The 26,788-nt window shown below is 67.5% G+C and carries 29 protein-coding genes and 1 pseudogene; 18 read left to right on the forward strand and 12 right to left on the reverse strand.

Annotation, left to right across the window (positions count from 1 at the left end; translation table 11 throughout):
- Positions 1–73 precede the first annotated feature (73 nt).
- Positions 74–814, reverse strand: a complete 741-nt coding sequence (locus ACWXWW_RS16810) for an IS3 family transposase (RefSeq protein ID WP_455971107.1) — start codon at positions 812–814, stop codon at positions 74–76.
- A 39-nt stretch (positions 815–853) separates the two neighbouring features.
- Between ACWXWW_RS16810 and ACWXWW_RS16815 the strand changes: the two genes are divergently transcribed.
- The 10 genes from ACWXWW_RS16815 (at position 854) to ACWXWW_RS16860 (ending at position 9,353) form a co-directional block, all read left to right on the forward strand.
- Positions 854–2,052, forward strand: a protein-coding gene (locus tag ACWXWW_RS16815; protein ID WP_455971073.1) for an IS3 family transposase whose coding sequence is annotated in 2 segments (ribosomal slippage) — positions 854–1,147 and positions 1,150–2,052 — 1,197 coding nt in all. Because the reading frame shifts where the segments join, the coding sequence is not laid out codon by codon here.
- Positions 2,053–2,177: 125 nt separating this feature from the next.
- Positions 2,178–2,690: a hypothetical protein gene (locus ACWXWW_RS16820; protein WP_243230098.1), complete on the forward strand. Its 513-nt coding sequence runs from the start codon at positions 2,178–2,180 to the stop codon at positions 2,688–2,690.
- A 106-nt stretch (positions 2,691–2,796) separates the two neighbouring features.
- Complete coding sequence (locus ACWXWW_RS16825) at positions 2,797–3,792, forward strand: PIN domain-containing protein (RefSeq protein WP_455971109.1); 996 nt, start codon at positions 2,797–2,799, stop codon at positions 3,790–3,792.
- A 58-nt stretch (positions 3,793–3,850) separates the two neighbouring features.
- Positions 3,851–4,423: a helix-turn-helix domain-containing protein gene (locus ACWXWW_RS16830; protein ID WP_243230084.1), complete on the forward strand. Its 573-nt coding sequence runs from the start codon at positions 3,851–3,853 to the stop codon at positions 4,421–4,423.
- Positions 4,420–5,097, forward strand: a complete 678-nt coding sequence (locus ACWXWW_RS16835; protein ID WP_455971075.1) for a hypothetical protein — start codon at positions 4,420–4,422, stop codon at positions 5,095–5,097. Before ACWXWW_RS16830 ends, ACWXWW_RS16835 begins: the two co-directional genes overlap by 4 nt.
- Positions 5,098–5,425: 328 nt before the next feature.
- The gene (locus tag ACWXWW_RS16840; protein WP_455971111.1) at positions 5,426–5,773 is read left to right on the forward strand and encodes an SOS response-associated peptidase family protein; all 348 of its coding nucleotides are present in this window, start codon (positions 5,426–5,428) and stop codon (positions 5,771–5,773) included.
- 437 nt (positions 5,774–6,210) lie between these two features.
- Positions 6,211–6,930 (forward strand): hypothetical protein, encoded by a 720-nt coding sequence (locus ACWXWW_RS16845; RefSeq protein ID WP_455971077.1) that lies wholly within the window; start codon positions 6,211–6,213, stop codon positions 6,928–6,930.
- 62 nt (positions 6,931–6,992) lie between these two features.
- Positions 6,993–7,463: a ribose-5-phosphate isomerase gene (locus tag ACWXWW_RS16850; RefSeq protein WP_455971079.1), complete on the forward strand. Its 471-nt coding sequence runs from the start codon at positions 6,993–6,995 to the stop codon at positions 7,461–7,463.
- A complete protein-coding gene (locus tag ACWXWW_RS16855; RefSeq protein WP_455971081.1) occupies positions 7,463–8,227 on the forward strand; it encodes a triose-phosphate isomerase family protein in 765 nt (254 codons plus the stop codon). Before ACWXWW_RS16850 ends, ACWXWW_RS16855 begins: the two co-directional genes overlap by 1 nt.
- 100 nt (positions 8,228–8,327) lie before the next feature.
- Positions 8,328–9,353 carry a LacI family DNA-binding transcriptional regulator gene (locus ACWXWW_RS16860; protein WP_455971083.1) on the forward strand — a complete coding sequence of 342 codons (1,026 nt, stop codon included), beginning with the start codon at positions 8,328–8,330 and terminating at the stop codon, positions 9,351–9,353.
- Between the two features lie 3 nt (positions 9,354–9,356).
- On the opposite strand, the gene ACWXWW_RS16865 is transcribed toward ACWXWW_RS16860, so the two are convergent.
- The 3 genes from ACWXWW_RS16865 to ACWXWW_RS16875 all read right to left on the reverse strand — a co-directional run bounded on the left by ACWXWW_RS16865 (position 9,357) and on the right by ACWXWW_RS16875 (position 12,493).
- On the reverse strand, positions 9,357–10,133 hold the full coding sequence (locus ACWXWW_RS16865) for a carbohydrate ABC transporter permease (RefSeq protein WP_455971085.1): 777 nt from the start codon (positions 10,131–10,133) through the stop codon (positions 9,357–9,359).
- Between the two features lie 106 nt (positions 10,134–10,239).
- Positions 10,240–11,130, reverse strand: a complete 891-nt coding sequence (locus tag ACWXWW_RS16870; RefSeq protein WP_455971087.1) for a carbohydrate ABC transporter permease — start codon at positions 11,128–11,130, stop codon at positions 10,240–10,242.
- Between the two features lie 55 nt (positions 11,131–11,185).
- Complete coding sequence (locus ACWXWW_RS16875; protein WP_455971089.1) at positions 11,186–12,493, reverse strand: ABC transporter substrate-binding protein; 1,308 nt, start codon at positions 12,491–12,493, stop codon at positions 11,186–11,188.
- A gap of 217 nt (positions 12,494–12,710) precedes the next feature.
- On the opposite strand from ACWXWW_RS16875, the gene ACWXWW_RS16880 reads away from it, so the two are divergent.
- The 6 genes from ACWXWW_RS16880 to ACWXWW_RS16905 are packed head-to-tail and all read left to right on the forward strand — an operon-like array spanning position 12,711 to position 17,802.
- Positions 12,711–13,022 (forward strand): antibiotic biosynthesis monooxygenase family protein, encoded by a 312-nt coding sequence (locus ACWXWW_RS16880; RefSeq protein ID WP_455971091.1) that lies wholly within the window; start codon positions 12,711–12,713, stop codon positions 13,020–13,022.
- The gene (locus ACWXWW_RS16885; RefSeq protein WP_243230042.1) at positions 13,019–13,666 is read left to right on the forward strand and encodes an NADPH-dependent F420 reductase; all 648 of its coding nucleotides are present in this window, start codon (positions 13,019–13,021) and stop codon (positions 13,664–13,666) included. The genes ACWXWW_RS16880 and ACWXWW_RS16885 overlap by 4 nt, the downstream gene beginning before the upstream one ends.
- Positions 13,663–14,442 carry an amidohydrolase family protein gene (locus ACWXWW_RS16890; protein ID WP_243230039.1) on the forward strand — a complete coding sequence of 260 codons (780 nt, stop codon included), beginning with the start codon at positions 13,663–13,665 and terminating at the stop codon, positions 14,440–14,442. The genes ACWXWW_RS16885 and ACWXWW_RS16890 overlap by 4 nt, the downstream gene beginning before the upstream one ends.
- A gap of 46 nt (positions 14,443–14,488) precedes the next feature.
- Complete coding sequence (locus ACWXWW_RS16895) at positions 14,489–15,610, forward strand: Gfo/Idh/MocA family protein (RefSeq protein ID WP_455971093.1); 1,122 nt, start codon at positions 14,489–14,491, stop codon at positions 15,608–15,610.
- 9 nt (positions 15,611–15,619) lie between these two features.
- Positions 15,620–16,870: a Tm-1-like ATP-binding domain-containing protein gene (locus ACWXWW_RS16900; protein WP_455971095.1), complete on the forward strand. Its 1,251-nt coding sequence runs from the start codon at positions 15,620–15,622 to the stop codon at positions 16,868–16,870.
- A complete protein-coding gene (locus ACWXWW_RS16905; protein ID WP_455971097.1) occupies positions 16,867–17,802 on the forward strand; it encodes a DMT family transporter in 936 nt (311 codons plus the stop codon). The genes ACWXWW_RS16900 and ACWXWW_RS16905 overlap by 4 nt, the downstream gene beginning before the upstream one ends.
- Here the strand turns inward: ACWXWW_RS16905 and ACWXWW_RS16910 are convergent.
- From ACWXWW_RS16910 to ACWXWW_RS16940, 7 genes are all read right to left on the reverse strand, one after another.
- Positions 17,795–18,595: a carbohydrate ABC transporter permease gene (locus ACWXWW_RS16910; protein WP_455971099.1), complete on the reverse strand. Its 801-nt coding sequence runs from the start codon at positions 18,593–18,595 to the stop codon at positions 17,795–17,797. The genes ACWXWW_RS16905 and ACWXWW_RS16910 overlap by 8 nt on opposite strands.
- A 16-nt stretch (positions 18,596–18,611) precedes the next feature.
- The gene (locus tag ACWXWW_RS16915; protein WP_455971101.1) at positions 18,612–19,562 is read right to left on the reverse strand and encodes a carbohydrate ABC transporter permease; all 951 of its coding nucleotides are present in this window, start codon (positions 19,560–19,562) and stop codon (positions 18,612–18,614) included.
- Entirely contained in the window at positions 19,559–20,071 is a 513-nt protein-coding gene (locus ACWXWW_RS16920) for a nuclear transport factor 2 family protein (RefSeq protein WP_243230020.1), read from the reverse strand. Before ACWXWW_RS16920 ends, ACWXWW_RS16915 begins: the two co-directional genes overlap by 4 nt.
- The gene (locus ACWXWW_RS16925) at positions 20,068–21,633 is read right to left on the reverse strand and encodes a GMC family oxidoreductase (RefSeq protein ID WP_455971103.1); all 1,566 of its coding nucleotides are present in this window, start codon (positions 21,631–21,633) and stop codon (positions 20,068–20,070) included. The genes ACWXWW_RS16920 and ACWXWW_RS16925 overlap by 4 nt, the downstream gene beginning before the upstream one ends.
- Positions 21,617–22,828 (reverse strand): ABC transporter substrate-binding protein, encoded by a 1,212-nt coding sequence (locus ACWXWW_RS16930; RefSeq protein ID WP_243230016.1) that lies wholly within the window; start codon positions 22,826–22,828, stop codon positions 21,617–21,619. The genes ACWXWW_RS16925 and ACWXWW_RS16930 overlap by 17 nt, the downstream gene beginning before the upstream one ends.
- A 353-nt stretch (positions 22,829–23,181) precedes the next feature.
- Positions 23,182–23,661, reverse strand: a complete 480-nt coding sequence (locus ACWXWW_RS16935; RefSeq protein WP_243230013.1) for a cupin domain-containing protein — start codon at positions 23,659–23,661, stop codon at positions 23,182–23,184.
- 43 nt (positions 23,662–23,704) lie between these two features.
- A complete protein-coding gene (locus tag ACWXWW_RS16940) occupies positions 23,705–24,544 on the reverse strand; it encodes a phosphoenolpyruvate hydrolase family protein (RefSeq protein ID WP_243230001.1) in 840 nt (279 codons plus the stop codon).
- Between the two features lie 89 nt (positions 24,545–24,633).
- Between ACWXWW_RS16940 and ACWXWW_RS16945 the strand changes: the two genes are divergently transcribed.
- Positions 24,634–25,263 carry a GntR family transcriptional regulator gene (locus tag ACWXWW_RS16945; protein WP_455971105.1) on the forward strand — a complete coding sequence of 210 codons (630 nt, stop codon included), beginning with the start codon at positions 24,634–24,636 and terminating at the stop codon, positions 25,261–25,263.
- Between the two features lie 226 nt (positions 25,264–25,489).
- Here the strand turns inward: ACWXWW_RS16945 and ACWXWW_RS16950 are convergent, their stop codons facing one another.
- Positions 25,490–25,975 carry a hypothetical protein gene (locus ACWXWW_RS16950; RefSeq protein ID WP_243229996.1) on the reverse strand — a complete coding sequence of 162 codons (486 nt, stop codon included), beginning with the start codon at positions 25,973–25,975 and terminating at the stop codon, positions 25,490–25,492.
- Positions 25,976–26,073: 98 nt separating this feature from the next.
- On the opposite strand from ACWXWW_RS16950, the pseudogene ACWXWW_RS16955 reads away from it, so the two are divergent.
- Positions 26,074–26,472: pseudogene (locus tag ACWXWW_RS16955) on the forward strand (NAD(P)/FAD-dependent oxidoreductase); the annotation flags it as partial.
- Positions 26,473–26,788: the final 316 nt, after the last annotated feature.

Consider the following 26,788-nt stretch of genomic DNA (forward strand, 5'->3'; position numbering starts at 1 on the left):
CGTCCGTGATGACATCTCGCGACACGACTCAAGAATCACCCAAAGGCTCCACACCCACATTCAGCAACACGGCCTAGGCCGCGAGGGCCAGGTTCTGGTTCATGATGGTCTCGAACTCGATGGGCGTCAAACGCCCCAGACGGTCCTGTCTGCGGCGGCGATGGTAGGTCCGCTCGATCCAGGTGACGATCGCGATGCGCAGGTCCTGTCGCGTCCGCCAGGAGTGCCGGTTGAGGACGTTCTTCTGCAGCAGCGCGAAGAACGATTCCATCGCCGCGTTGTCGCCCGCAGCTCCCACTCGGCCCATCGATCCGACAAGTCCGTGCCGGTTGAGGGCGTGCCCGAATCGGCGGCTTCGAAATTGGCTGCCCCTGTCGCTGTGGACCACGCAGCCGGCGACATCGCCGCGCATCGCGACGGCGTTCTCGAGCGCTGCGACCGCGAGGCTGGAGCGCATGCGGTCGCTGATCGAGTAGCCGACGATCCGGTTCGAGCAGACGTCCTTGACCGCGCAGAGGTAGAGCTTGCCCTCCGCGGTCCGGTGCTCGGTGATGTCCGTCAACCACAACTCGTTCGGCGCCGTCGCGGTGAAGTCCCGCTGGACGCGGTCGTCGAACACCGGCGGGCCGGGACGTCCGCTCTTGCCGCGCTTCTTGCCGAACACCGACCAGATGCCCATCTCGCTGCATCGTTTCCAGACCGTCCGGTCGGACACGTCGAACCCGGCGTCGCGGGCCTCGTCGGCGAGGAACCGGTGCCCGAACTCGGGGTCCTCGGCATGAGGGGTCTGCTGCACGAGTAGGTGACATCTGATCTGGCTTGCCCGTGGGGGTGGGCCTGGAAGGATGCCTTCGTGCCTAAGCCCTATCCGAAGGAGTTCCGTGACGACGTGGTGCGCGTCGCGGAGAACCGAGAGCCCGGCGTGACGATCGAGCGGGTCGCCGCTGACTTTGGGGTTCACCCGATGACGCTCACGAAGTGGCTCGCCCGCTCGCGCGCCGAGAAGACCGCCGCCGAAACCGGTACTCCGTCGCCGGGTGATCGAGACGCCGAGGTCCGCGAGCTGCGTCAGCGCAACCGGCTGCTGGAGCAGGAGGTCGAGGTGCTGCGCCGGGCGACGGCGTATCTGTCGCAAGCGCACCTGCCGGGAAAAGGCTCTACCCGCTCGTGAAAGAGCTCGCCTGTGACGGGATCCCTGTCACGGTGACGTGCCGGGTCCTCAAGCTCGCCCGCCAGCCCTACTACCGCTGGCTCAAACAGCCCATCACCGAGTCGGAACTGGTGGAGGCGTATCGCGCGAACGCGGTGTTCGACGCGCACCGCGACGACCCCGAGTTCGGACACCGCTTCCTGGCCGACGAAGCCCGCGAAGCCGGACAGCCGATGGCCGATGGCCGATGGCCGATGGCCGACCGGACCGCGTGGAAGATCGCGTCGGCCAACGGCTGGTGGTCGGCGTTCGGCAAGAAACGCGCCCGCGGGAAGGGCCGCAAGGCCGGCCCGCCCGTTCACGACGACCTCGTGCAACGCGAGTTCATTGCGGACGCACCGAACCGGCTCTGGCTGACCGACATCACCGAGCACCGCACCGGCGAGGGCAAGCTCTACCTCTGCGCGATCAAGGACGTCTTCAGCAACAAGATCGTCGGCTACTCGATCGACTCTCGGATGAAATCGAGCTTGGCCGTCCGGGCACTGGCCAACGCCGTCGCGCTGCGCGGCGACGTCGCCGGCTGCGTGGTCCACAGCGACAGGGGCAGTCATTTTCGAAGCCGGAAGTTCCTGCGCGAGATCGCCCATCACCGCATGACCGGATCGATGGGCAGAGTCGGCGCGACAGGCGACAATGCCGCCATGGAGAGCTTCTTCAGCCTGCTGCAGAAGAACGTCCTCAACCGACGCTCCTGGGCCACCCGCGAGGAGCTGCGCATCGCGATCGTGACCTGGATCGAGCGGACCTACCACCGCCGACGCCGGCAAGATCGCCTGGGCCGTTTGACGCCCGTCGAGTTCGAGACAATGATGACCAAGACCCTGGCCCTCGCGGCCTGACTAACCCCTGTCACCTATCCGTGCAGCAGACCCTACTGATCGCCAAGGTGCCGTTCTCCGCGCCGTCATGACGGCCCTCACACGTGCATCGCCTCAACGTCTGAAGCCGGCGGTACCGTGTCGGCATGGTCGACGTCAGCACTCAGGCACGCAAGCACGCTACAGACATCCGTCTCTTCCGGCGTTCTCTCTTCTCTCATGCCTCGGACTCCAGCGCATGGGTAAGCAGCGGTGACTCTGAGCTCATGCCGCATCTTCGACACCTTGGGCCGATCAAGTCGGTGACTGACCGTCATGCAGAACTGACCGTCGTCGGGGATACGACGGATCAGTCGGCGATGCTGAGTGACCCGTCCCGGGATGGCGTGATCGTCACGCTGTCGGTGGCTGCGCACCATAGGCAGCTGCACTCGCGGCTGCGCGTGGACCGCGACGAGGCCGCGGCCTGGATCAACGAGGTCCTCGGGGAGGAGTGGTCTGCGCACGCATATGCAGCCGGCGCGCTGAGCACTACGGGAGGGCGTGGCGAGGTGCCGAGGCTCACAACCCAGTACTTCTATGTCTTCATCGGCTCCGACGGCAAGCCGCAGTCGGCGCCCGAGACGTTCAGCGTGCCGCTCAGCCGCATCTCGGTGTGACGAGCACCTAAGCCCCGGCACCAGGGCCGGTGGAACCGCTAAGTTGTGAAGCGTTCAGAAGATTAGCGGCTTTGTCGTTGCATTTGAGGGGGCTCCAATTCTTGTCATCGTCGATACGAACATCCTCATGGAGGACCCGCTTCTGCGTGATCGAAAGTGGAACGCGGCAGAAGCCGCAATCAGCGCAGGCCGTCTGAGGCTTGTCTTACCTGAGCTCGCGAGGCGGGAGGCTATCGGCGGATTCCAGAGAAGTCACGACGAGAAGATTCGGCAGGTCAAGGCAGTCCTGAGAAAATCGTCGAGCAGGGCGAAGAACGCCGCCGACGCGTTGATCCAGACATACGAGACCGAAAAGGCCGGGTACGAGTCGATCCTTGATGCTCGCATTCAGGCGATGGGGATCGAAGTTGCCCCTCTGCCGGACATCGACCATGCAGACCTCACCCAACGCGCCATCGACCGCATACCGCCGTTCAACGAAACGGGTGGCGGGTACCGGGATTCTTTGATCTGGTTGACCGCACTTGAGCAGGTCGAAGATCACCCATTCGACGATCTGACCATCCTGTCCAAAGACTCGATCTTCGGCAAGAAGAAGCGTGTGCTTGAGGAGGAGAGCCGCCGGGAAACTGGTGCCTCCGTGGTCGTTGTCAGCTCGCTAGCCGCGATGGAGTTCCCCGGAGAATACGAGCCCGGCGAGTTCGGGTTGTCTGTGTTGGACCTCACCGTTGCTGACATCGTTGAGCAAATCGCTCATGCCCTCGTCGGTCTGGACATCTCTCGCTGGAGCCCTCCGGGTCCCGATCATGCACAGGTCGAGCAGGTGGGCAGAGTTGACGTGGAAGCGGACACGATCAAGGTGAAGAAGCGCTATGGCGAATCTGTCTATGAGATCAGCGCGGACGGCATCGCAGATATCGATGCAACTGTCCTCTTGATCTTTGACTGGCCGGGAGAGGAACCCGAAATCTCCCAGATGTCGGCGCGTTGGGACCTAAGCTTCCGATGGCGCGGTGCGACTGTGGGCGAGCGTACGCGCTTGGAGAGCAGTGGCACCCTCGAAGTCTTCGGCGTCGACGAACGACGCCAGCCGTACCGCTGACACGTCGATTCACCCGCCACCCCTGGCCAGTAGGGCGAAAGCGCCCTACCATGGAAGCATGCTCACCGATCAGCTCACGCAGCTCCGTCGCCGGCGCGGACTCCCCGCGACGGCCCTTGGCGCGCGCACGGGCATCGACACGAGCGCGATCTATGCCTTCGAGCACGGTCGGCGGGATCCGCGCACCTCGACGGCGCAGACGTGGGCACGCGGACTTGGCGCCCGGCTGCTCGTCGTCGATACGCTCGGTCGTGCGAGCGCTGCGGAGACCGCTGCCCAGATCCGGAACGCGCTCGTCCACGGCAACAGGAACGCGGCCGCGCAGTCGCTCCTCCAGCTCGTGAATAGCCTCCGCGCCAGCGACATCCTCGCCGTGGCTGCGCTCACCGTCGACGAGCCGGAGCTGTTCGACGATGGATGGTCCTGGGCAGTCGCGGGTGTTGTCGAGCAGGAGACTGCCGCACGAGGCATCCCCACGCCTCTGTGGGCAACCGAGACCGCCGGTGATCCGAACGCGAAGTGGAGCCCATGGGCCCCTGAGCTCGCAGACTTGGTCGATGTCGACCAGGTGCCGGAGCCGCTGCGCCGCCGTGGCGTCTACATCGAAGCCGGTGAGCTGGTCTCCGCGTGACCAGCTGGCGACCCGAGGACCATCCGCGCGGTGGCGCGGACAACGCCGGGCAGTTCGTCGGCAGGCACCGGACGGAACCGGAGACACGGTTGCAGACCCCTGCGGCTCGGCTCACCAGGGACGAGCTCGAGTTCGGTCTGAAGGAGATCGTCCAGCGCCTCGAGGAACGGGGCGAGCCCGCAGAGCTCCGCATCGTCGGTGGTGCGGCGATATCCCTCTGGCACAACGCCGCTCGCGGGGCGACGCAGGACATCGACGCCGCGCTCTCCCCCGCTGACGCGGTCCTGGATGTCGCCAAGGAAGTCGCAGTCGAGCAGGGCTGGCCGGACGATTGGGTGAACGATAAGGCGCAGATCTTCCTCCCGAGCGGCATGGGCGCCCGAGGTGAGGAATGGGAGACCGTGTACGCGAGCGGGATAGTGACCGTGAAGGTCGCTTCCCTGGACATGCTGATCGCGATGAAGCTGTACTCCGCTCAGCGGCGCGCCCGACGCGAGTATGAGGACCTCCGCGTCCTGCTTGCTGAACGCGCTGTACGCACCCAGGCGGAAGCAGAGGCTCTGTTCGAGGACTTCTACCCCGGCGACGATCTCAACGACACCGCATACCGGATCCTCGGGATCGCCTTGGAGAACCCCGAACACCCTGAGGTGCGGGCGCCCGAGTTCGAGTGAGCATCCGCTGTCAGAGCTCAGGGCTACGCTGGCCCAGTGTGCCTGCTACGGTCTAGATCCCCGCGTTCACAGCTCTGACTACCAGGGCGTCGTCGACCATGCCGTCATCGACGCGCTCCGCACCTGGTCGGCGTCGAACGCCGGGAAGACTCTGCTCCCGACCGGCATCAAGGCGCGAAACCTCAACCCCATCTTCACCGGCCTTTCCACGCTGACGCTGGGCTGGTGGGGCTACCTCGTCGACGGCGCGACTGCCCGTTTCCCTTCGATCAACACCAAGTCGGCGCGCCTGGCGGCTGGCAAGGGACCGATCGGTTCCCGGGCTATCGTGCCGGCGAGTTACTGGCGAGAGTTCCAGAAGCCGAGTAAGGCCCTCCACCACCGCTCCTTGCCGGGAAACGATCTCCTCGGGCTCGCCGCCGTCACGAGGCGGGGCCGCACCGCGGACGGCCAGGGGTACACCTGCTATTCCCTGGTCATGCAGCCCGCAGCGGACCACATCTCCGACATCCACGACCGGATGCCTCTGCTCATACCCGCCGGTTTCGCCGAGGAATGGCTGACCAGCCTGGCTCCGGCCGGGCAACTCATCGACGCTGCGCGTGGCGCATCGCAGCAGCTCGCGACCGCGATCGTCGGCACGAGGCAGGGAGCGGCCGCGGAGCCTCTCTCCTAGGCGACGCACCGGGCATGTGATCCCCACGGAGGATCACACATGCCGCTCTCATACCCGCCCCTGAAGGCCGTGGACATCGATGGGGTCAAGAAGTGGACTGCTGTCTGCCGCACCTGCGGGCAGGACGTCGTACGCGTTCCGCAGCTGGTGAAAGCAGCGGCCGAGGAAGCCCGCCGGGCTCACGGCCACGAGGCTGAATGCACGCGGGGTGAGCGATGAGCAGCTGCACAGCCGATGACTGCGACCGACCGGTCTGTGCCCGAGGACTCTGCCGGAAGCACTATCTGCAAGCGTGGCGCGACCAGACCCTGACCGAACACGGTTCATCTCGCGCACCTCTCCCTGAGTGCCCGTCAGGCCCCCATCACATGCACACCGTCGAGGGATGCTGGACCCTTCATGGATGTCGCTGCTCCCCTTGTCGACACTCGCGCAAGATGGAGCGGCAGCGCATGCGCTCCCGGCTCCGTGCGTACGGACGCGAGGATCAGATCCGCCCACGCCGGGTGGACGCAGCGCCAGCACGCGCTGTCCTTCAGCGCCTGCTGGACTCGGGGTTCGCGCTCGAGCGGATCGCCATCGCCGCCGGCGTGCCCAATTCCACGCTCACCACCCTCCGATTCGGACGTCGTGGCGCCGCCGGCGTTCATCTGAAGACCATCGAGGCTGTCGTCGCCGAAGCGCTCCTCCGTCTGGAGTCTCAGGCGATCTCGACGAGCACGGTGCCCGCGACGGGGACCACACGGCGGCTGCAGGCGCTCGTGGCGACCGGGCAGACCCAGAGCACGATCGCCGAGCTCCTCGGCCGCAGTGTCGGCAACGTGTCGCCCCTCGTGCACGGTCGACGGCAGATCGTGACTGTGGGCACCCACGATGCTGTCAAGGCGCTCTTCGACGCCCTCTGGGATCAGCGCCCCGAGGGCCCGATGCACGATGCGGCACGCCGGCTTGCGGAACGTCATGGATGGTTGCCACCGCTCGCGTGGGACGATCCGGACACCGACCCCGACACCTCACGGCGTGAACGACGTGCCGATATAGCCGTCATCCGACGCTCAGAGGCCGGACACGTCAGCACGCTGGGCCTTTACCGATACGAGTTTGCTGTGATTACATGGTGCGGACATTGTGCACGGTGTGCCCACTGTCCGCACTAGGACGCCGCTGAGTGCCGCACCCGGGCGTAGGGTGCGCTCGAGGAAAACAGAAGGAGAACGCCATGGCAGACCGGCTTCGCATCGTGATCGGGAGCGATGACGCAGGTTTCGATTACAAGGAGATCCTCAAGCGCGATCTGGAGCAGCACGCGGGCGTCGCCTCAGTGGTCGACGTCGGGGTTGATGAGGACGGACATACGCCATACCCGACGATCGCCATCGAGGCGGCAAGCCGTGTGGCGGGCGGCGCGGCTGATCGCGCGCTGCTCATCTGCGGCACCGGCCTTGGTGTGGCCATCGCCGCAAACAAGGTTCCCGGCATCCGCGCGGTCACTGCGCATGACAGCTTCTCCGTCGAGCGAGGCATTCTCTCGAACGACGCACAGGTGCTCGCGATGGGCCAACGTGTCATCGGCATCGAACTTGCACGCCGGCTGGTCCGGGAGTGGCTGGGCTACAGATTCGACCCTGCGAACGCATCGGCGGGAAAGGTCGGTCTCATCGACGTCTATGAGAGCACCGGCGCCTGCTGATGCGACGAGTGCGAGTCGGCGTCAGCCTGAAAATGTACTTCAGTCACAAGCAGGCCGTTGCCTGGTTCGACGCCGTCGCCGCGCGGGTTCGCGAGCACGAGGCGGTGATGTCCGGGCGTGTGGAGCTCTTCATCCTGCCCACGTACCTCCAGATACCTGCGGCCCTCACGGCCTTCCACGGCGCGCCCGTCCGGGTCGGCGCCCAAGATGTTGCGGCCGCCGACGAGGGCGCGTTCACGGGCGAGGTCTCTGCGTCCGAGCTGGCCGAGATCGGGGCGAGCATGGCGGAGATCGGTCACGCTGAGCGTCGGCGCCTCTTCGGCGAGACCGATGACCTTATCGCGCAGAAGACAGCGGCGGCGCTCCGCCACGGCCTCACTCCCGTGCTCTGCGTCGGCGAGTCCGAACTGATCGGGCTCAATGAAGCCGTGGCCACCGTGGCCACGCAACTTCGCGCGGCTCTGACGCACGCCCCCGACGGGGGCGTCGTCGTGGCCTACGAGCCGGTCTGGGCGATCGGCGCCCAGCATCCGGCGCCGATCAGCCATATTCAAGTCGTGATCGACGCGCTCCGCGACTCGATCGATCAGCTTCCCGAACGTCGCGGATCCTCTGTGATCTATGGCGGCTCCGCGGGACCCGGGCTGCTCACCCGCCTCTCCGGTTCGGCCGACGGGCTGTTCCTCGGGCGATTTGCTCACGATCCAGATGCCCTCATCGAGGTCCTCGACGAGGGCGCCTCGCTCGCAGCCGCGTGCATCTGAGGGATCCGACGCGTCACTGGCCAGAGCGCGAGGTTCGGTTGCCTCGCCGCGTTAGGCTTCCTGCAAGAGCGCACTCGAGGACGCACCGTGAGGAGGCCTCATGCCGAAGAGTCGACGGCCCACCATCCTGGACATCGCACAACGCGCGGGAGTCTCGCCAACGACCGTATCGCACGTCCTCAACAACGTCGCAAGCGCTCGGGTCGCCGACGCCACCCGAGAGCGGGTGGAGGAGGCCGCGAGCGAGATGGGTTACCGGCCCAACGGCCTGGCCAGAGCCCTGCGGACTCACCGTTCGAATACCCTCGCCCTGATCAGCGACGAGATCGCGACCACGCCGTATGCCGGCGAACTTATTCTCGGAGCGCAGGAGGCCGCATCACGGCACGGCTGGGTGCTCATGATAATGAGCACGGGCGGAAGAAAGGATGTGGAGGAGCGTGAGATCGAGGCAATATGGCAGCATCAGGTCGACGGCGTCCTCTATGCGGCGGCGCACCACCGCACAGTCGATGTACCCGACTCCCTTCGCGGCAAGCCGTTCATCGTCGCGAACGGGGAATCTTCGAACTCTCAGGATCGCAGTGTGTTCCCCGACGAGTTCCAGGGCGGGTACGCCGCAACGCAAGAACTGATCTTCGCGGGCCATACGTCCATCGGGTTCATCAACACGCAGACCCCGATACCCGCACGGGACGGGCGGCTCGCAGGATACCGCGCGGCCCTCGAGGATGCAGGAATCCGATTTCGCAGAGCGCTTGTCGCCGCCGGCCGCCTCACTTTCGCACCCGACGGCTACGAGGCCGCCATCAGGCTTCTCTCCGAACAGCGTCCCACTGCGGTGTTCTGCTTCAACGATCGAATGGCGATGGGGACGTACCGCGCCGCAAGGGAACTTGGGCTAGGAATCCCCGACGACCTGTCGATCATCGGCTTCGACAACCAGGAGATCATCGCCGAGGCGCTTTCACCCACGCTCTCCTCGCTCGCGCTCCCGTACTACCAGATGGGTGCTACGGCCGTGGACGCCCTCGTCGCAGAACTGAAAGGCGAGCCGCTCGTTATTCCACGGCAACTCGCCCTTCCCAGTCCGGTTGTGAGGCGGCAGTCGGTCAAGCGGGTCTGATCGTCACCCCTTCACCCCGGATTGCGTCATACCCGCGATGATCCATCGCTGCGCGAGCAGGAACACGATGAGCGCGGGGATCACGATCATCGCCGTCGCCGCCATGAGCACGTTGATCTGGCCCGTCGCGAACGGCCCGCGCATGAGCACCAGCGCGAGCGGCATGGTCGCCGTGTCCTGACTGTTCAGGAAGATCGACGGTGCGAAGTACGCGTTCCACAGGAACGGGTTGTTGAGGAAGGTGATGATCGCGAGGGCGCTCACCCCGTTCTTGACCAGCGGCAGTGCGACGGAGAAGTAGGTGCGCCACGGACCCGCCCCGTCGATGCGCGCGGCCTCGAGGATCTCGTTCGGCATGGTGAGGAAGAACTGACGCATGAGGAAGACGCCGAAGCCCCAGGTCACTGCGGGCAGGATGAGGCTCCAGGGCGTGTTGACGAGCCCGAGATTCCGCATGATCAGGAACAGCGGGATGATCGTGACCTGGACCGGGACCATCAGGGCGGCGAGCAGCACCATGAAGACGACGTTCTGTCCGGCGAACTTCATCTTCGCGAACGCGTAACCCGCCATCGGAGCGGTGATGACGACCCCCGCGGTGCCGAGGACGGCGATGAAGACGCTGTTCCAGAGGTTCTTCAGCAACGGAAGCGGTCCGTTCAGGGCGACGACGTAGTTGTTCCAGTTGAACTCGAGCGGGATCCAGTTCGGCGGCAGGTCGTAGACGTTCGCGCCGGACTTCAGCGAGGTGACGAACATCCACAGGAAGGGCGCCACCATGCCCGCGCCCCCGATCGCGAGCAACGCGATGGAGACGATCTTCCCCGTGCTGGGCCTGAATCGCGGCGGCGCCCCTCGTGTCACGATTGTCGATGTCATCGTGCTGCTACTGCTCATAGTGCACCCATGCCCTTCTCACCCGGAACTGCACGATCGTGACGGCGAGGATGACGGCGAAAAGCGTCATCGAGATCGCGGACGCATATCCGATGTCGAAATCGGAGAACGCCTTCTCCGCGAGGTACATGACAACGGAACGCGTCGAATCGCCCGGCCCGCCGTTGGTGAGCACGATGACGGACTCGTAGATCTGGAAGGCGCCGATGACGGTGATCGTGACGTTGAAGAAGATCGCCTGACTGATCATGGGCACCGTGATCCTACGGAACACGGTGATCGGTCCCGCTCCGTCGATCTCCGCCGCCTCGTTGAGCTCCTTCGGGACCTCCTGCAGCGCCGACACGAAGATCAGCATCGTGAAGCCGACGTTGCGCCAGACGTCGACGATGATCACGCTGGTGCGCGACATCCCGCTGCTGTTCAGCCAGTTGACCGGCTCGATCCCGAGGAAGCCCAGGTAGTAGTTGACGATGCCAGTGTCCTTCTGGAACAGCGCCTGCCAGATGATGGCGATGTACGCCAGCGCCACCAGCGAGGGGAAGAAGTACACCGAGCGGAAGACGTACGTGAGCCATCGCGGCATCTGCTGGTTGATGAGCACCGCGAGGAGCAGCCCGATCCCGTTGATCAGCACGACCGCGGCGACAACGTAGATGATCGTGTTCACGTAGACGGCGCCGAGGCGGCTGTCCGAGAAGAGCCGGATGTAGTTGTCCAGCCCGACGAACCTCGGAGGCGAGATGATGTCGTACTCGGTGAGGCTGAACCAGAGCGCGGCGACGAGCGGCCCGAGTACGAACACGATGAAGCCGATCGCGGAGGGTGCGATGAACAGGTAGGCGGTTCTGGTCTCGCGGCGCGCGGCCCGGCTGGGCACGGGGCGCGAGCGCCTCGTGCCCAGCCGGGACCGTGGGGGATTAGCGGTGAACTGATCAGCCATTGGCGACGCTCTCGACTTCGGCCTGCGCCTTCCCGAGCTCCTCGGCCGGGTCTCCGCCGGCGAAGACCGCCTGCAGCGCACGCAGGAACGCGGGCTCCAGGGTCGTGAAGAAGGTCGGCGCCGCCACAGGCTCGGCGTACTCGATCGCGTCGTACAGCAGCGCGGCATCCTCGTTGCGACCGGTGAAGGCCTCGGACTTCGCCGCAGTCTTCGTCGTCGGGTTGTTGGCGCCGATCTCGGCGATGCCCATCTGCGTCTCCTGGCTGGAGAGCTCCTTGATGAGCTCCCACGCGAGATCTTGGTTCGGCGACTGCTTGTAGATCGCGAACCCGGCCGCCCCGTAGACGGTCTTCTTCTCGGTCTTCTGCGGCATCGGCAGGATGCCGTAGTCCAGATCGGGCGAGTCGTTGGCGAGGATCGCGGAGATGCTCGCCGGCGCCGCCGTCATGCCCACCTTGCCGGCCTGGAACAGCTGGTTCGCGTCAGACCCGCTCGGGTCGGGCGCCACGCGGTCTTTCATGACCAGGTCCTGCAGGAACTGCACCGACTCGATCACCTCCGGGCTGTCCAGAGCGGGCTCGGAGAGGTCCGCGCTGGCCGTCGAGCCGCCGTTCGAGTACAGCCACGGCATGTACGCGAAGGCGTACGTCTGGAACGCGAAGCCGTACGTCTTCGCCGACCCGCTGCCCGCGGTCAGCTTCTTGCTGATCTCGCGGAAGTCGTCCCAGGTCCAGTCGTCGCCCGGTCGCTCGATCCCCGCGGCGTCGAACATGCTCTTGTTGTAGTACAGGACCATGGTGTTCCAGTTGTTGGGCATCAGGTAGGTCTCGCCGTCTTTCGTGAAGCCCTCGATGAGTTTCGGATCGATGTCGGCGATGAGACTCTGCACGTCGTCGTCCTGGTCGACGTAGTTGGACAGCGGCAGGAACAGGTCCTTGCTGAGCGCGAACTCGACGCCCTCCGTCGCCAGGTTGATGACGTCGGGAGCGTCACCCGCCGCGATCGACGTGAGGATCTTGTTGATGTAGTCGCTCCACACCGTCACCTGCGTGAAGTTGTGGGTGACCTTGACGTTGGGGTACTTCTCGTTGAACCGGGCGATCGCCTCGTCGTAGAGGTCCTCATCACCGGGATTGCCCCAGTTCGAGACGGTCAGCTCGGCCTTGATGTCGGACTCGGGGGCCTTGTACTCGCCGGTCGAACCGGTGTTTCCCTGGGTGCCGCCCGAGCAGCCGGCCATTCCGACGATGAGCCCTGCTCCGAGCAGGGTCGCCGCCATCCGGTGCCACGTTCGCTTCATGGTGCTCCTTTGCATCTCCTCGCCATCGGGAGTGGCGAGGCCGTGACGGGCGGGGAGGCAGTGGATTGCGCGTCTGCCAAAACCTTTTGGTGCCCGAATCCGAGTAAAGCATCCCACGATCCGGCTTGTCAACCCTTGAAATCAGGGCGCTTGACCGACCGTTAGCCCATCGCTATAGTCGGACAAAACCATTTGGCAACCAAAGGAGATGCCGTCAGTGAGCGTTCTGGAAGTAGCTCGGGTCACCATCGACCCCACCCGTTCACAGGAGTTCGAGGAGGTCTTCGGCGAGGCGATCGCCCTCGTGCAGGCCGCGCAGGGTCACCGCGGATCGCGCCTTGCGCGCGATGTGGAGAATCCCGGCACCTACCTCTTCCTCGTGAGGTGGGATGACCTCGCCGACCACGTGGACAGGTTCGCCGGCTCGGAGGCCTTCGGCAGGTTCGAGAGCCTGATCGGCCCGTTCCTGCTCGCCGCCCCCGAGGTCACCCATGTCGAGGGCGCCGACATCGAGGAGGTCGTCCGATGAGCACGATCGCGATCATCGGTACCGGCCTCATGTCGAGGGCCCTCGGCGCCGGCTGGACACGCGCGGGCCACACGGTGCGCATCGGCGCCCGCACGGCCGAGCACGCCACCGCCGAGCTGCTCGGCTTCGAGCCCGGCTTCGTCGGGTCGCCCGCCGAGGCGGTGGCGACGGCGGACGTCGTGGTGCTCGCGATCCCGTTCCCCGCCGTCGCCCCGCTCGTCACCGAGCTCGGCGACTCGCTGAAGGGGAAGACGATCGTCGACATCTCGAACCCCTTCGACCACCTGCCGCACAACGAGCGCGCTGCCGCGGAGTACACCGCGGACGCCCTCGGGACGACGACGGGTCTGGTCGCGGCGTTCAAGGACAACTTCGCGGCGACCATCAACGCGCCCGGTGCCGCCGACGGCGAGCGGCCCGACGTGAAGCTCGCCGGCGACGACCCGGAGGCGAAGGCCGTCGTCGCTGCTCTCGCGCGGGACCTCGACCACCGCGTGATCGACTGCGGCCCGCTGCACAACGCGCGCCTCATCGACGGCATGGTCTCGCTGATGCTCATCCTCGACCGCACCTACTGCGACTTCACCATGAAGACCGGCTGGCGCTTCTTCGGGATCCCCGCCGGCGTCGAGGGCCTGCGATGACGCGACGCACGATCGACGTGCACGCGCACATCGGCCGGACCGTCGCGAACGGCATCGGTCAGAGCGTCGACGAGCTCATCGCCCGCATGGACCGCGCGGGGATCAGCGAGGCGCTGCCCTCGCCTGCCGCCGCCGACCGGCAGGTCGACGGCATCGCCGACACCCGCCGGATGAACGATCTCGTCGCGGCCGCCGTCGCCGAGCACCCCGAGCGGTTCCCCGCCGGCCTGGGGCTCGTCGAGGTGCGGCACGAGGAGCACGCGGTCCACGAGCTCGTGCGCATCATCGACGACCTCGGACTCGCCGGGATCTCCGTACATCCGACGCTGGAGGGCTACTACCTGGACACCCCGCTGCGGGTGGATCCGCTGTGGGAGGTGCTCGACGACCGCGGCGCGCTGTGCCTGATGCACTCCTCCCCCGACCCCGGCTCCGGGGAGGCGCCCGCCGCGGTGCGCTCGGTGGTCAGCCGTTTCCCCCGCGTCACCACGTTCCTCGGACACGCCTTCCTCACCCCCGACCAGAAGAGCGCGTCCATCGAGATCGTGCGCGAGTTCCCGCACGTGTACTTCGACGTCGCCTACCAGTCCGATCCCGCGATGACCGCCTCCCTCGTCGAGGAGGTCGGCTCGGAGAAGGTCGTCTTCGGCACCGACACGCCCTTCTTCGACAGCGCGCTGGTGCGGCAGTCAGTGCTCGATGCCGAGATCTCCGAGCAGGCGAAGGACGACGTGCTGTACGCGAACGTGCAGCGCATCCTCGACGCCCGCCACTGAACGCTGTCCGCAAGAACGAAGAGCCCGCAAGAACGAAGAGAGAGAAATGTCAGAACACACCCCCGTCCGGCTCGGCGTCATCGGAGCCGGTTACATCGCCGGCGTGCACGGCACCGCCGCCGCGACCATCCCCGGCGAGGTGGAGATCGTCGCGATCGCCGACGCCGACCTCGCCGCGGCCGAGGCGCTCGCCGCCCGCTTCGGCCGGCCCCGGAGCTACGGCGACGTCGCCGAGATGCTCGCGCAGGAGGAGCTCGACGTCGTCATCATCGCGACCTGGCCGAGCACCCACCTCGAGCTCATCCACCAGTGCGTCGAGGCGGGGGTGAAGCACATCCTCTGCGAGAAGCCCTTCGTCCTCACCGGCGAGCAGGCCCTGGACGTGTGGCGGCTCGCCGCCGAGAGCGGTGCTGTCATCACCGAGGCCTTCATGTACCGCCACCACCCCGCCATCACGCGGATCGACGGAATGCTCGGCCGGCGCGAGATCGGCACCATCGATCACGTGCGGGCGAGCTTCACCTACGTCAACCTCTCGGCGGAGCTCGGCATCGACCCGAAGGACCCGAACCGGCCGTGGCGCTTCCGCGCCGATCAGGGCGGCGGGGCGCTGTACGACATCGGCGCCTACGCGATCAACGCCTGCACGCACGTCGCCGGCGCCGTGCCGACCAGGGTCGCCGCCTTCGGCCGGGCCGAGAACGTCTTCGGCACGAGCGACAGGATCCACGGCATCATCGACTACGCGAACGGCGTGGTGGGGATGATCGAGGCCAGCGAGGTCTCGGACTCCACCCAGGAGCTGCAGATCTCGGGCGACGGCGGCACCCTGTACCTGCCGTTCGCCTGGACGATCTTCGACGAGACCGAGATCACGATCCGCCGTTCGATCCCGACGAGTCACCGCGACCCGGAGCGGCACTTCCGGACGATCGACGACCGCTTCGCGATCCCGCGCTCGAACGCCTTCCGCGACCAGCTCCTGAACGTCGCCGCGGTCGTCCGCGGGACGGCCGCCCCCCGCGTCGCCCTTGCGGAGACGGTCGTGAACACGATCACGATGGAGGCGCTCGCACAGAGCCTGGTCCGGCGCGAGGAGGTCGCCGTCGAGGTGCCGGACGACGTCGCCGCCGCCTTCGCCGCCGTCACGTCCCACGTCGCGGTGTAGGGCCCGATCATGACGGCATCGGCGGTGCTCATCGGCACACTGGACACGAAGGGGCGGGAGTACGCCTACGTCCGCGACATCCTGACCGCCTCCGGCGTCGATGTGGTGCTCGTCGACGTCGGCGTCCTCCGCGACCCCGGCACCGCACCGGACATCCCGGCGACGGAGGTCGCCGCGGCCGCCGGCATCGCTCTCGCCGCGCTGCGCGGCGGGAGCGAGGATGCCGACGGCCGCGCGGCCGCCCTGGACGCGATGCGCCGCGGCGCGATCGAGATCGTCCGGCGGCTGCGCGAGGCCGGTCGCTGCGACGGCGTGCTGGGCCTGGGAGGGTCGGGAGGGAGCGCGCTGCTCAGCGCGGTGATGCGCTCCCTCCCGTTCGGCGTGCCCAAGGTGCTCGTCTCCACGATGGCATCGGGCGACGTGAGCTCCTACGTGGGGGTGAGCGACCTGTGCCTGATCCACTCGGTCACCGACATCGCCGGCCTCAACCGCATCTCCCGGCCGATTCTGCGCAACGCCGCCGGCGCCCTCGCCGGCATGCTCGCGACACCGCCCGAGCGGATGACCGGCGATCGCCCCGCGGTCGGCGTCACGATGCTCGGGGTGACCACGCCGTGCGCGCTGCGCGTCGTGGACCGTCTCGACGAGGCGGGGATGGACGCGGTCGTCTTCCACACGGTGGGCTCGGGCGGGCGCGCCCTCGAGTCGCTGCTCGCCTCGGGCGTCCTCACCGGGGTGATCGACCTCACGGTGAAGGAGATCACCGACGAGCTCCTGGGCGGCGTCTTCGTCGCAGGACCCGAGCGGATGCGCACGGCCGGTCGGCGGGGCCTGCCGCAGGTCGTCGTGCCCGGTGCCGTGGAGGTCATCAACTTCGGCGCCTTCGACACCGTCCCCGAGGAGCTGCGGGACGGATCCCGGCCGCTCATCCGGCACAACGAGCAGGTGACCGCCGTGCGCGCCACGCGCGAGGAGCTGCTCCGGGTCGCCGATGAGATCGCCGATCGTCTGAACCAGGCGACCGGGCGGATCGAGGTCCTGATCCCCCGCGCCGGCTTCGACAGCTACGCCGCGCACGACGGACCCTTCGCGGATGCCGCCTCGGACATCGCGTTCGGGGAGCGTCTCGCCGGCCGGCTTCGCGACGGCATCCCCGTCGTGTGGGCGGACACGGACGTCAACGACCCCGGCTTCGCCGATCTCGTCGCCGATCGCTACCTCGCCATGGCCGGTGAGGACGCCCCTCCGGCGATCCCGTGAGACGCCTCCTCCGCGCCCTTCCGTACACCGCTTGCGCCGTCCTCGGCGGAAGCGGTGTCGCGTTCCAGGCCGGCCTCATGGGCGACGTGGCCGCCGAGCGGTCGGCGCTGCCCACGTCGACGGCGATGTTCCTGATCGGCACCTTCGTGCTGGCGGTGGCCGTGCTCTGCACGCCGCGGGCGCGGGTGGCCCTTCTGCGCCTCCCCGCGACGGCGCGGCGGCACCGGATCGCGCGGCGCGACCTGCTCAACGGGCTGGGCGGCGCGGCGACGATCATCGTCCAGGCCGTGGCGGTCGGCCCGCTCGGCGTGGCGATGTTCACGCTCGGGATGATCGGCGGCCAGATCGGTGGCGGCCTGGCGCTCGACGCGATCGGGGCCACCGGACGGCGGATTCCGATCGGTCCCGTCCGGCTGCTCTCCGGAGCCCTCGTGCTGATCGCGGTCGCCCTCAGCTCGGCGAACGGCGCCGAAGCCCCTTCGCCCGTCATGCTCGGGCTCGCCATCGGCGGCGGCGTCGTCGGCGCCTGGGTCGGCGCGGCGAGCTCACGCGTGCACCGCGCCACCGGATCCCTGCCCGCCGCCGCGCTCCTCAACTTCGCGGTCGGCGCGACAGGCCTCATCATCGCGACCGTCGCGCTCGGCGAGGGGGCGATGGTGCCCTCCGCGCTGCTCGACCTCCGGCTGATCCCCGCCGCCGTGCTCGGCATCGTCGCGATCAGCGTCTCCACCCTCCTCGTCGTCCGGCTGGGCGTCCTCGGGCTCGCGGTGTGCTGGACGATCGGTCAGCTCGCGACGGCGATCGCCCTCGACGCACTGCGCCCCGGCACCTTCAGCTGGCTCACGGTGGTCAGCGCGGCCCTCATGCTGCTGGCCCTCGTCCTGATGACCCTCCGCGCGCCGAGCCCGAGGGCCGAGCCGAGCGCTACTTGATGCCCGAGGTCTTCAGCGAGGCGACGATGTACCGCTGCAGGATGAAGAAGACGATGAGCGTGGGCAGGGCCGAGAGGAACGTCACCGCCATCATGTAGCCCCACGAGCCCTGGTACTGCGTCTGGAAGCTCGTGATGCCGACCTGCACGACCCACAGACGGGAGTCGGAGGTGATCGTGAGCGGCCACATGAACAGGTTCCAGCTGGCGAGGAAGTTGATCACCGCGACCGACACGAAGGCGGGCTTCGCGATCGGCAGGAAGACCCGGAGGAACGTCTGGAAGTGGCCGCAGCCGTCGATGCGCGCGGCCTCCTCCAGCTCTCTGGGGACGGTCAGGAAGAACTGCCGCATGAGGATCGTCGCGAAGCCACCGAAGAGCGTGGGGACGACGATCCCGACGTACGTGTCGAGCAGCCCCATCTCGCGCACGATGACGAACAGGGGCACGAGCACGACCGGCAGTGAGACGAACATGGTCGCCGCGACGCCGAGGAACACCATCTCACGTCCGCGGAAGCGGAGCCGCGCGAGCGCGTAGCCGGCGAGCGAATGGATGACGAGCACGAGCGCGGTCGACGACACCGACACGATGACGCTGTTCAGGAGCCATCGGAACACCTGCGAGTCCGTCAGCGCGAAGCGCAGGTTCTCGAGCGTCCACTCGCCCGAATCCGTCTGCAGCGACTGCAGCACCATGATGATCAGCGGCGAGACCACGACGATCGAGATGAGACCGGCGACGACTGGCCGCGCGATCTGCGACGCCCCCACCCTGCTGCGGCGCCTCGTCACCGCGGCCCCGGCGTGACTAACCGTCGACATCGAACCTCCCGGAGTTCGTCACGCGGAAGAAGACCGCGGCGGTCGTGAACATGATCACCGTGAGCACGGTGCTCATCGCGGCGGCGTACCCGAACTGCCCGTACTGGAACGCCTGCTGGTAGATGTAGTAGATCGTCAGGGACGTCGCGTTCGCGGGCCCACCCTTCGTCATCACGAAGACGAGGTCGAAGGACTGCAGGCCGGTGAGCCCGATGACGGTGCCCATCAGCACGACGAAGAAGACGGTCGGACGCATCATCGGCAGGGTGATCCGCCAGAACTGCGCCCACGCCCCCGCGCCGTCGATGCGCGCGGCCTCGTAGAGCTCGGCGGGGATGTCCTGTCTTCCGCCGACCATGACGAGCATGTAGAACCCCATGAACGACCACAGGCTGATCGCGATGACCGTGAACAGCGCCCACCCCGGGTCGCCGAGCCAGGAAGGGGCGGGAACGCCCAGCGCGTTGGCGACGATCGCGATCGTGCCGTTGCCGTCGGCGAGGATGAACCGCCACACGAGTGCCGTCGCGACGAGACTGATGGCGTTCGGCGCCAGCAGGAGCGCCCGCCACAGCCCCACCCCGAGGTACTCGGTGTGCACCAGGAGCGCGAGCCCGAGCGAGAGGATCGTGAGGCCGGGGACGAAGGCGAGCGCGTACACCGCCGTGACGCCCAGGCTCTGCCAGAACAGGGGGTCCCCGAGCATCCGCTGGTAGTTGGCGAGACCCACGAAGGTGACCCCGCCGAACGTCACCTCGCACAGCGACATCACGATCGACAGGCCGGCTGGCAGCGCGATGAACAGCAGCACACCGATCGCCATGGGCGAGAGGAACCCGACTGCGGCCGCCCCGTCACCGCGCAGCGTAACGGGGTTCCGGCGGCGCGACTCGGGCGGGACGGTGAGGGTGACGGTGGAGTCGGTCGTGATCGTCATCGCAGCGACCCCCTCGCGGGCATGCACCGCCACGGCGCGGTCGGGGTGTTGAGCGCGACGAACTGCTCGGACGACGCGATGCGCCACCCCGAGGAGGTGCGCCGGTACGTCTCCACGTACCGGGCCGCGTACCAGGACGATCCCTCGGGGCCGGCGCCGGGCACGAGCACGCTCCACTGCCCGTGCGCCTCGTCGCCGTCGACCTGCAGGATGTCGTTCCCGACGATGTGTATCGAGAACACCGAACGCCGGTGATGCTCGGTGAGGAAGTCCACCATGGCGCGACGCCCCTCGACGCGTGCCATGGTCCCCTCGTCGTCGATCGGCGCAATGAACACCACGTCGTCGGTGAAGACGCGGTCGACGAATCCCGCGACGTCGATTTCCCGCTCGGTGTTCCATCGCGTGTCGACGCCGTCCTGGTAGACGTGCTTGAGCCGGCGGATCTCGTCGAGCGCCTCCAGACGCCCGATCCGCTCCGCCAGGTCGACGATTCGGTCATCACTCATGCTCTGCTCCCTGCTACGACCTCGGCGTCCTCGAGGATGAACTGCGCGGCACGCTCCCCGATGAGGAAGACCGTGGCGTTCGGATTCGCTCCGACCTCGGTCGGCGCGACGGAGGCGTCGGCGACCCGGAGTCCCTCGACTCCGAGAACGCGCAGGCGCTCGTCGACCACCGCGCCCATGGCGCAGCCGCTCATGGGGTGCCAGATCCCGTGCCCGTACGTGCGCACGTGGTCGAGGATGTCGTCGTCGGACTCCGACGCCGGCAGCAGCCGTTCGCCGGCGATGATCTCCCGCAGCGGTGCCTGCCTGGCGATCTCGAGGTTGAGCCGCACCGCCGCGATGATGAGCGCGCGGTCGTGCGGATCCGCGAAATGGTCATGGCGGATCAGCGGATGCGCGGTCGGATAGGGGGATCGCAGCCGCACCGTTCCGCGGCTGCGCGGCCGCAGCACCTGCGCGATGACCGAGAAGCTCCCGCCGAGGCGATCGGCCCAGGTGTTGCCCGGCCCGTTGTAGAACGGGTAGACCATGGTCTCGGTGTCGGGCGGCCCCGACTCGTCCAGCGCGGTGAAGAATCCGCCCGCCTCGCCGAGCGCGGAGCCCTCGTCCACCCCGGGGGTGTTCGAGTACCAGTAGAGGCCGACGCCCGAGTGGTCCTGCAGGTCATCGCCCACGGGGAGGTCGGCGACGACCTCGATGCCGAGCGAGCGCAAGTGGTCACCGTGCCCGATGCCGGAGAGCATCAGCAACTGCGGCGAGTTGTAGGCGCCGCCCGAGACGACCACCTCTCTCCGCGCACGCAGCGTGCGCACCACGCCGAGGTGCTCGACCTCCGCGCCGACGGCGCGGCCGTGCTCGATCACGACGCGCAGCGCCTGCGTGTGCGTGAGCACGTCGAGGTTCGCCCGGTTCCGGGCCGGGTCCAGATAGGCCGTCGCCGACGAGACCCGGCGTGCGCCGGCCAGGCTCAGGGGGAAGTACCCCGCGCCCCGCTGGCTCGCGCCGTTGAAGTCGTCGTTGCGGGGATGCCCGGCCGCGACGGCGGCATCCACCCAGGCGGATGCGACGGGGTGCGGGCGACTCGTCTCGGCGACGGCGATCGGCCCGTCCGCGCCATGCAGCGCGTCCTCGCCGCGGCTGCTCGACTCCATCGCGCGCAGGGTCGGCAGCACGTCGTCGTAGCCCCACCCCGGGAGGCCGAGGGAGCGCCAGGAGTCGTAGTCCTCCCGCGCGCCGCGCAGGAAGATCATCCCGTTCATCGACGAGCTGCCGCCGAGGACCTTGCCGCGGGAGAGGCCGAGGCGCCTGTCCTTCAGCCCGGGCTCGGGTTCCGTGTCGTAGTTCCAGTCCGAGCCCGTCACCTGCTGCAACGGCCACAGCGACGGGGTGCTGTAGATCGGGTCAGTGTGCGGGCCGCCGGCCTCGACGAGGGCCACCCTGACGCCCGGATCCTCGCTGAGTCGCGACGCGACGACCGTCCCCGCCGTCCCCGCGCCGAGCACGATGTAGTCGTACTCCTCCTCGTGCGTCACAGCACTGCCGAACTCAGACGATCTCGCCACCCTGATAGCCCTTCAGATACGTCTCGATGGTCTGCTGGGCGGCTCCGGCCGCGTCCGCCGCAGGAGTGCCGTTGAGCATCGACCCCTGGATCGCGTCGCTGATCGCCTTGAAGATCGGGGCGGGATAGCGGGGCTCCCCCCGCACGCGGGTGCCGTCGCCGACCACCTCCTCGAGCACGTACTTGAGGTTCGGGTCGTCGAAGTAGCCCTGGCTGCGTGCGTAGTCGTTCACCGACGCGCGTGTGGCGATGTCGCCGTTCTTCGCCACCGTCACCCAGTCGGCCATCCGCTCGATCCCCTCCTGATCGGTCGAGGCGAAGAGCCAGGTGACGAACTTCGCCGCGGCCTCGGGATCCTTGCCGTTCTTGTTCACGACGGCGGCCCATCCTCCGGAGGTCGTCCAGTACTCGCCGCCCTGAGGGACGGGGAGCTTGAAGGTGCCGTACTCGAAGTCGGGTGCGTTCTCGTTGAGGATGGAGATGACCGAGCAGACCATCTGCTGCATGGCCGTGTAGCCGCTGCCCAGGTTGCCCAGGATGTCGCCCGAGTTGCCGTTCTTCACGGTGCGGGGTGCGATCCCGCGCTTGATCGAGTCCTGCCAGAACTGCAGGGCGTCGATGGTGCCCTTGCTGTCGAAGACGGCCTTGCCGTCGCGCACCGCGTCGCTCCCGCCCTGCCACATGAACGGCTGCCACTCGAAGTTCTGGAGCGCACCGGGGGTGGTCTCCCACAGAGCGCCGTACGACCCGGAGCCGGTCAGCTTGTCGGCCACGTCGAGCAACTGGTCCCAGGTGCGCGGCACGTCCGCCTCGCTCAGGCCGGCCTTCTCGAACGCCGCGTGGCCGTAGTACATGAGGACGGGCTCTGACTCGAGCGGGATGCCGTAGACCTTGCCGTCGACCATCCGCGGCCCCATGACCCCGCCCGCGTCGAGGTCTGCGAGCGCCTCCTTCGAGAGGTAGGGGGTCAGGTCGAGCATGACGCCCGCGTTGTAATACTCGAGGAAGAGCGCCGAACTGATCAGGAAGATGTCGGGACCTCGGCCCGACGCGAACTGCGTCGCGAGCTTGTCACCGGCGAGGTAGTTGGACGTCGGGACGTAGGTGAGGGAGACCTGCTTGTCGTTGTTCGCGTTCCACGCCTCGACGTTCTTCACGAACCAGTCGGCCTGGGTGCTCGTCGAGGTGCCCTGCACAGTTCCGGTCGGAGCGGGAGCGTAGAACTGCCAGAAGTCGAGCGCGCCATCTCCGCCGCCTCCCGATCCCGATGGAGAGCAGCCGGCTAGCAGGGCCCCGGACGATAGGGCGATGCCGGAGAGCCCGGCCGCCTGCAGAAACGTCCGCCTGGAGACGCCGGACCTGGTCGGAATCTGGAGGGGACGACGTGAAAAGGACGGGGACATGATCATCCAATCGATCTGAAGGTTTCACGCGGTCGGCAGGCCTTCCGTCGGCGGCCGCACCGATGTGACCACCGCTTCGGCGCCGGTGCCGCGCAGAGAGATGGAGAGAAGATGTGGGTGTGGTCCGGGGCCGGCCGTGGGGCGGGTCACGCCTCCGCGCCCTCACCGTGGTAGGTCCGGAACGACGGGTCAGCCGGTTCGAACGAGGTCTCCCAGTTCAGGCCGGCGTCGGCCGGCAGGAACACGCGACGGAACGGCAGTTCCGCGTCGCGCGGATCCATGCGCAGGCCGGGCCCGTAGAACACAAGCATGTGCAGCGGAGCCCAGCCCTTGTTGTGGGTGTCGTGGTAGGTGCCGCGCGGGATGTGGACGTAGTCGCCGCGCGTGATGCTCATCCGGTTCCCGGCGCCGACGGTGGCGTGCCCGTCGCCCGAGATGACGTAGAGCACCTCGTCGGAGTCCTCGTGCACATGCCACGCGTGCGAGTGGCCGGGAAGCACCACGGTCTCGATGACGGTGAGCTGCGTGCCGGGGTGGGTCTCCTCGGAGATGATCACCTTGTTCGGCCCCCAGGGCACGACCTCGGTCTCGCGGTCGGCGGGCTTGATCGGGTTCTTCGCGGTCATGGGCTGTTCTCGTCTCTCTCGTGTCGGGCGCCGGGCGCTCTCGTCAGGCCTTCTCGGTGCGAGCCTGGAGGCTCAGCTCGCGAAACTGCGCGATCGTCTCCTCCACGGCTCGTTCCACCGGCAGCCGCTCGATGCTCGACGCGCCGAGGAAACCGTCGACGTCGACGCGGTCGTACACGGTCTGCACGTGCTCGGGCACGTCGAACGGACCACCGTGGGCGACGACCCAGACGCCGGGGTTCTCGCGGCGAGCGGCTTCGGTCATCGCGGCGACCCGATCGCAGGCCTCATCGATGCTCACGGCGTCCTGCGCCCCGATGTAGCCGCCGACGGTCAACCCCACATGGGCGCCGATGACATCGGCGCCGGCCCGCGCCATCGCCGCCGCCTCACCCGGGCTGAACGCATAGGCGACGGTGAACACGTCACGCCGGTCGCACTCGGCGATCAGCTCGACCTCGCGCGGGTAGCCGAGATTCGTCGCATCGATGTGGGCGCGGAACGAACCGTCATAGATGCCCGCCGTCGGTACGTTGGTGATGCCGGAGAATCCCAGATCGACGTACTCGCCGATGAGCCTGTCGAACGGCCGGTAGGGGTCCGCCGCTCCGATGCCACCCACCACGGGCGTGTGCGGAGCGGCCGGAAGCACTTGGCCGGCCAGGCCGATCGTCATCCCGTTCGAGTCGCCGTACGCAAGATACCCGGACAGCGAACCGTGGCCGTCCATCCGGAACGGCCCGGTGTTGTATGCCATCAATACATCGATGCCGGCCCGATCGGCGGCCTTTGCGATAAGTCCCACCCCCGCTCCGCCGAGCACGAGCGGCTGACGCGCGTCAACTCTCGCCTGCAGCCTGCTTCGTACTTCTGCGCGACTCATTCCGGCCACATTGCCTCCAATGTCTTCATTGCGGACAGTGAGTACGCTATTGATGCCGAGTAAGGTTGTCAAGAAGAAGGAGTGACGCGATGACCCCAGAGCAGATCGCCGAGGCGCTGAGCCAGGCCATCCGGGAGCAGGAGTTCCCGCCGGGTGCGCCGCTGATTCAGGAAGACCTTGCCAAGCGATTCACCGTCAGCCGCAACCCGGTGCGCGAGGCGCTGCGCATGCTGGCGTCTGACGGACTCGTCACGATCACCCAGGGCAACGGGGCGGCCGTCCGGAAACTCTCAGCCGAGGAGCTCAACGAGCTTTACGACATTCGGCTCGTCCTCGAACTCCAGATCGCACCGCACATCGTCGAGGGGGCAACAGGACGCACCCTGCAGTCTCTCCGCCGGCTCATCGAGCAGATGGAGCATGCATCCTCCACAGGGGAATGGCTCAGGCTGAACTTCAGCTTCCACCAGATGATCTATGGCCTCGCCGATCGGCCGCACACCGAGCGGATCCTGAACTCCCTGCTCTCCTCCGTTCAGCCCTACTCCATTCAGAACGTCGAGCAGCTGGGCGGCCGCTCACGCTCCGATGACGCGCACGCTCAAATCGTGGACGCGATCGCCGAACGCGACGCCGAGCGCTTGGCGTCGCTCTTCCGCGAGCACCTCGAGAACACACGCTTGAAGCTTGAGCAACTCTTCAACCAGGGACCATCGTAGACGGGGCATCGACGACCGAGCCGAGGCGTTCGGCCCGACCGCCTCGTCTCCATCTCGGTGCCGACAAGCGTCGTCCAAGAATGATCCGCATCGCGATCGCACCTCAGTTATGCTCCGCCGCTCACACCGCAGCCGGATCCCGGGGTCGGCGTTGATGGGAGGCGACCAGGGCAGCGGTCGGCTCGTCCAGGAGCAAGGATGTCGGCACGGCCGGTGAGTCCCTGCTCTACTCCGTCCGCACCACGGTGAGGGCGACGCCCTCCGACACCCGGTACGAATTGCCTGCGACGAGCGCGCCCAGGGTCCGGCGCATGCGGGGGATCTCGGCGCGCACCGTCACCTGATGCTCCGCGTCGCCGTAGAGCGCGCGGCTGAGTCGCTCCGCCGACGTGCCCGCGGGCCCTGCATCCGCGAGCGCCGCGAGGATGTCGGCGTGACGGCGGCTGAGCGACGTGCGCCAGGTCGAGTCCGCCGAGCTCACCACGAGCTGCGCCTGCGCCCCGCGAAGGTCCAGCAGAGCGGTGAGGGGTGCGTCCTCGCCGCGGGGGCTGATCAGGCAGCCCCCGCGCAGCCGCTCGGGCAGGCAGACCCCGAGCCCCGGCACCGCGATGGCGTGGTCGGGCTGCGGCGCCTCGACGCGGTCGCGCACCGAGACGCCCTGCTGCGTCGCGACCCAGCCGTGGTCGTCGACCACGAGCAGCGGACCGGTCATCCCCGCCAGCAGAGGCTGCGCGGATCGCCGGAGCCTGTCCAGGTGCTCTCCCTGCTGCCGCCACAGCCGGGCCTCCGCCCGTGCGACGGAAGGAGCGCGACGGCCAGGTCAAGCTCGCCAAGGGCGACGTCGATCACGTGACCGAGGATGCTGTGGTGCTGAAGAACGGCACGGTCCTGCCCGCCGACCTCGTCGTGTACGCCACCGGCTACGGCTCGATGAACGGCTGGGCGGCCGATCTGATCAGCCAGGAGGTCGCCGACAAGGTGGGCAAGTGCTCGGGCCTCGGCCCGGACACCACCAAGGATCCGGGCCCCGGGGAGGGCGAACAGCGCAACATGTGGAAGCCGACGCAGCAGCCGAACCTGTGGTTCCACGGCGGCAACCTGCACCAGTCCCGGCATTATTCGCTGTACCTCGCGCTCCAGCTGAAGGCGCGCCAGGTCGGACTGGTCACGCCGGTGTACGCGCTGCAGGAGGTGCACCACCGCTCCTGACCCCGGACAGCGGATGCCCCCTCCCGATGGACCCCTGGAGGGGGGCATCCGCCATGCGACGCGTCAGACCGCGACGCTGACGTCGTCGCGCACCCGGCGGGTGGCTTCGACGATGTTGCGGAGGGATGCCGTCGTCTCGGCGTAGCCGCGGTGCCAACCGAATCGTGTTCGGGGGTGCTCGTACGAACCGGTAGCACCTGCGCAGCAGGTTCGCGATCGACCTCGTTCTCGGCGATAAAGGGTTATAGGCCAAAAGGAGTGGATGGGTTCTCGATCTAGCCGCGGAATCTCGCGGTAGAACGGGGATCGCTATGGT

The sequence above is a fragment of the Microbacterium sp. KNMS genome, from assembly GCF_053851835.1.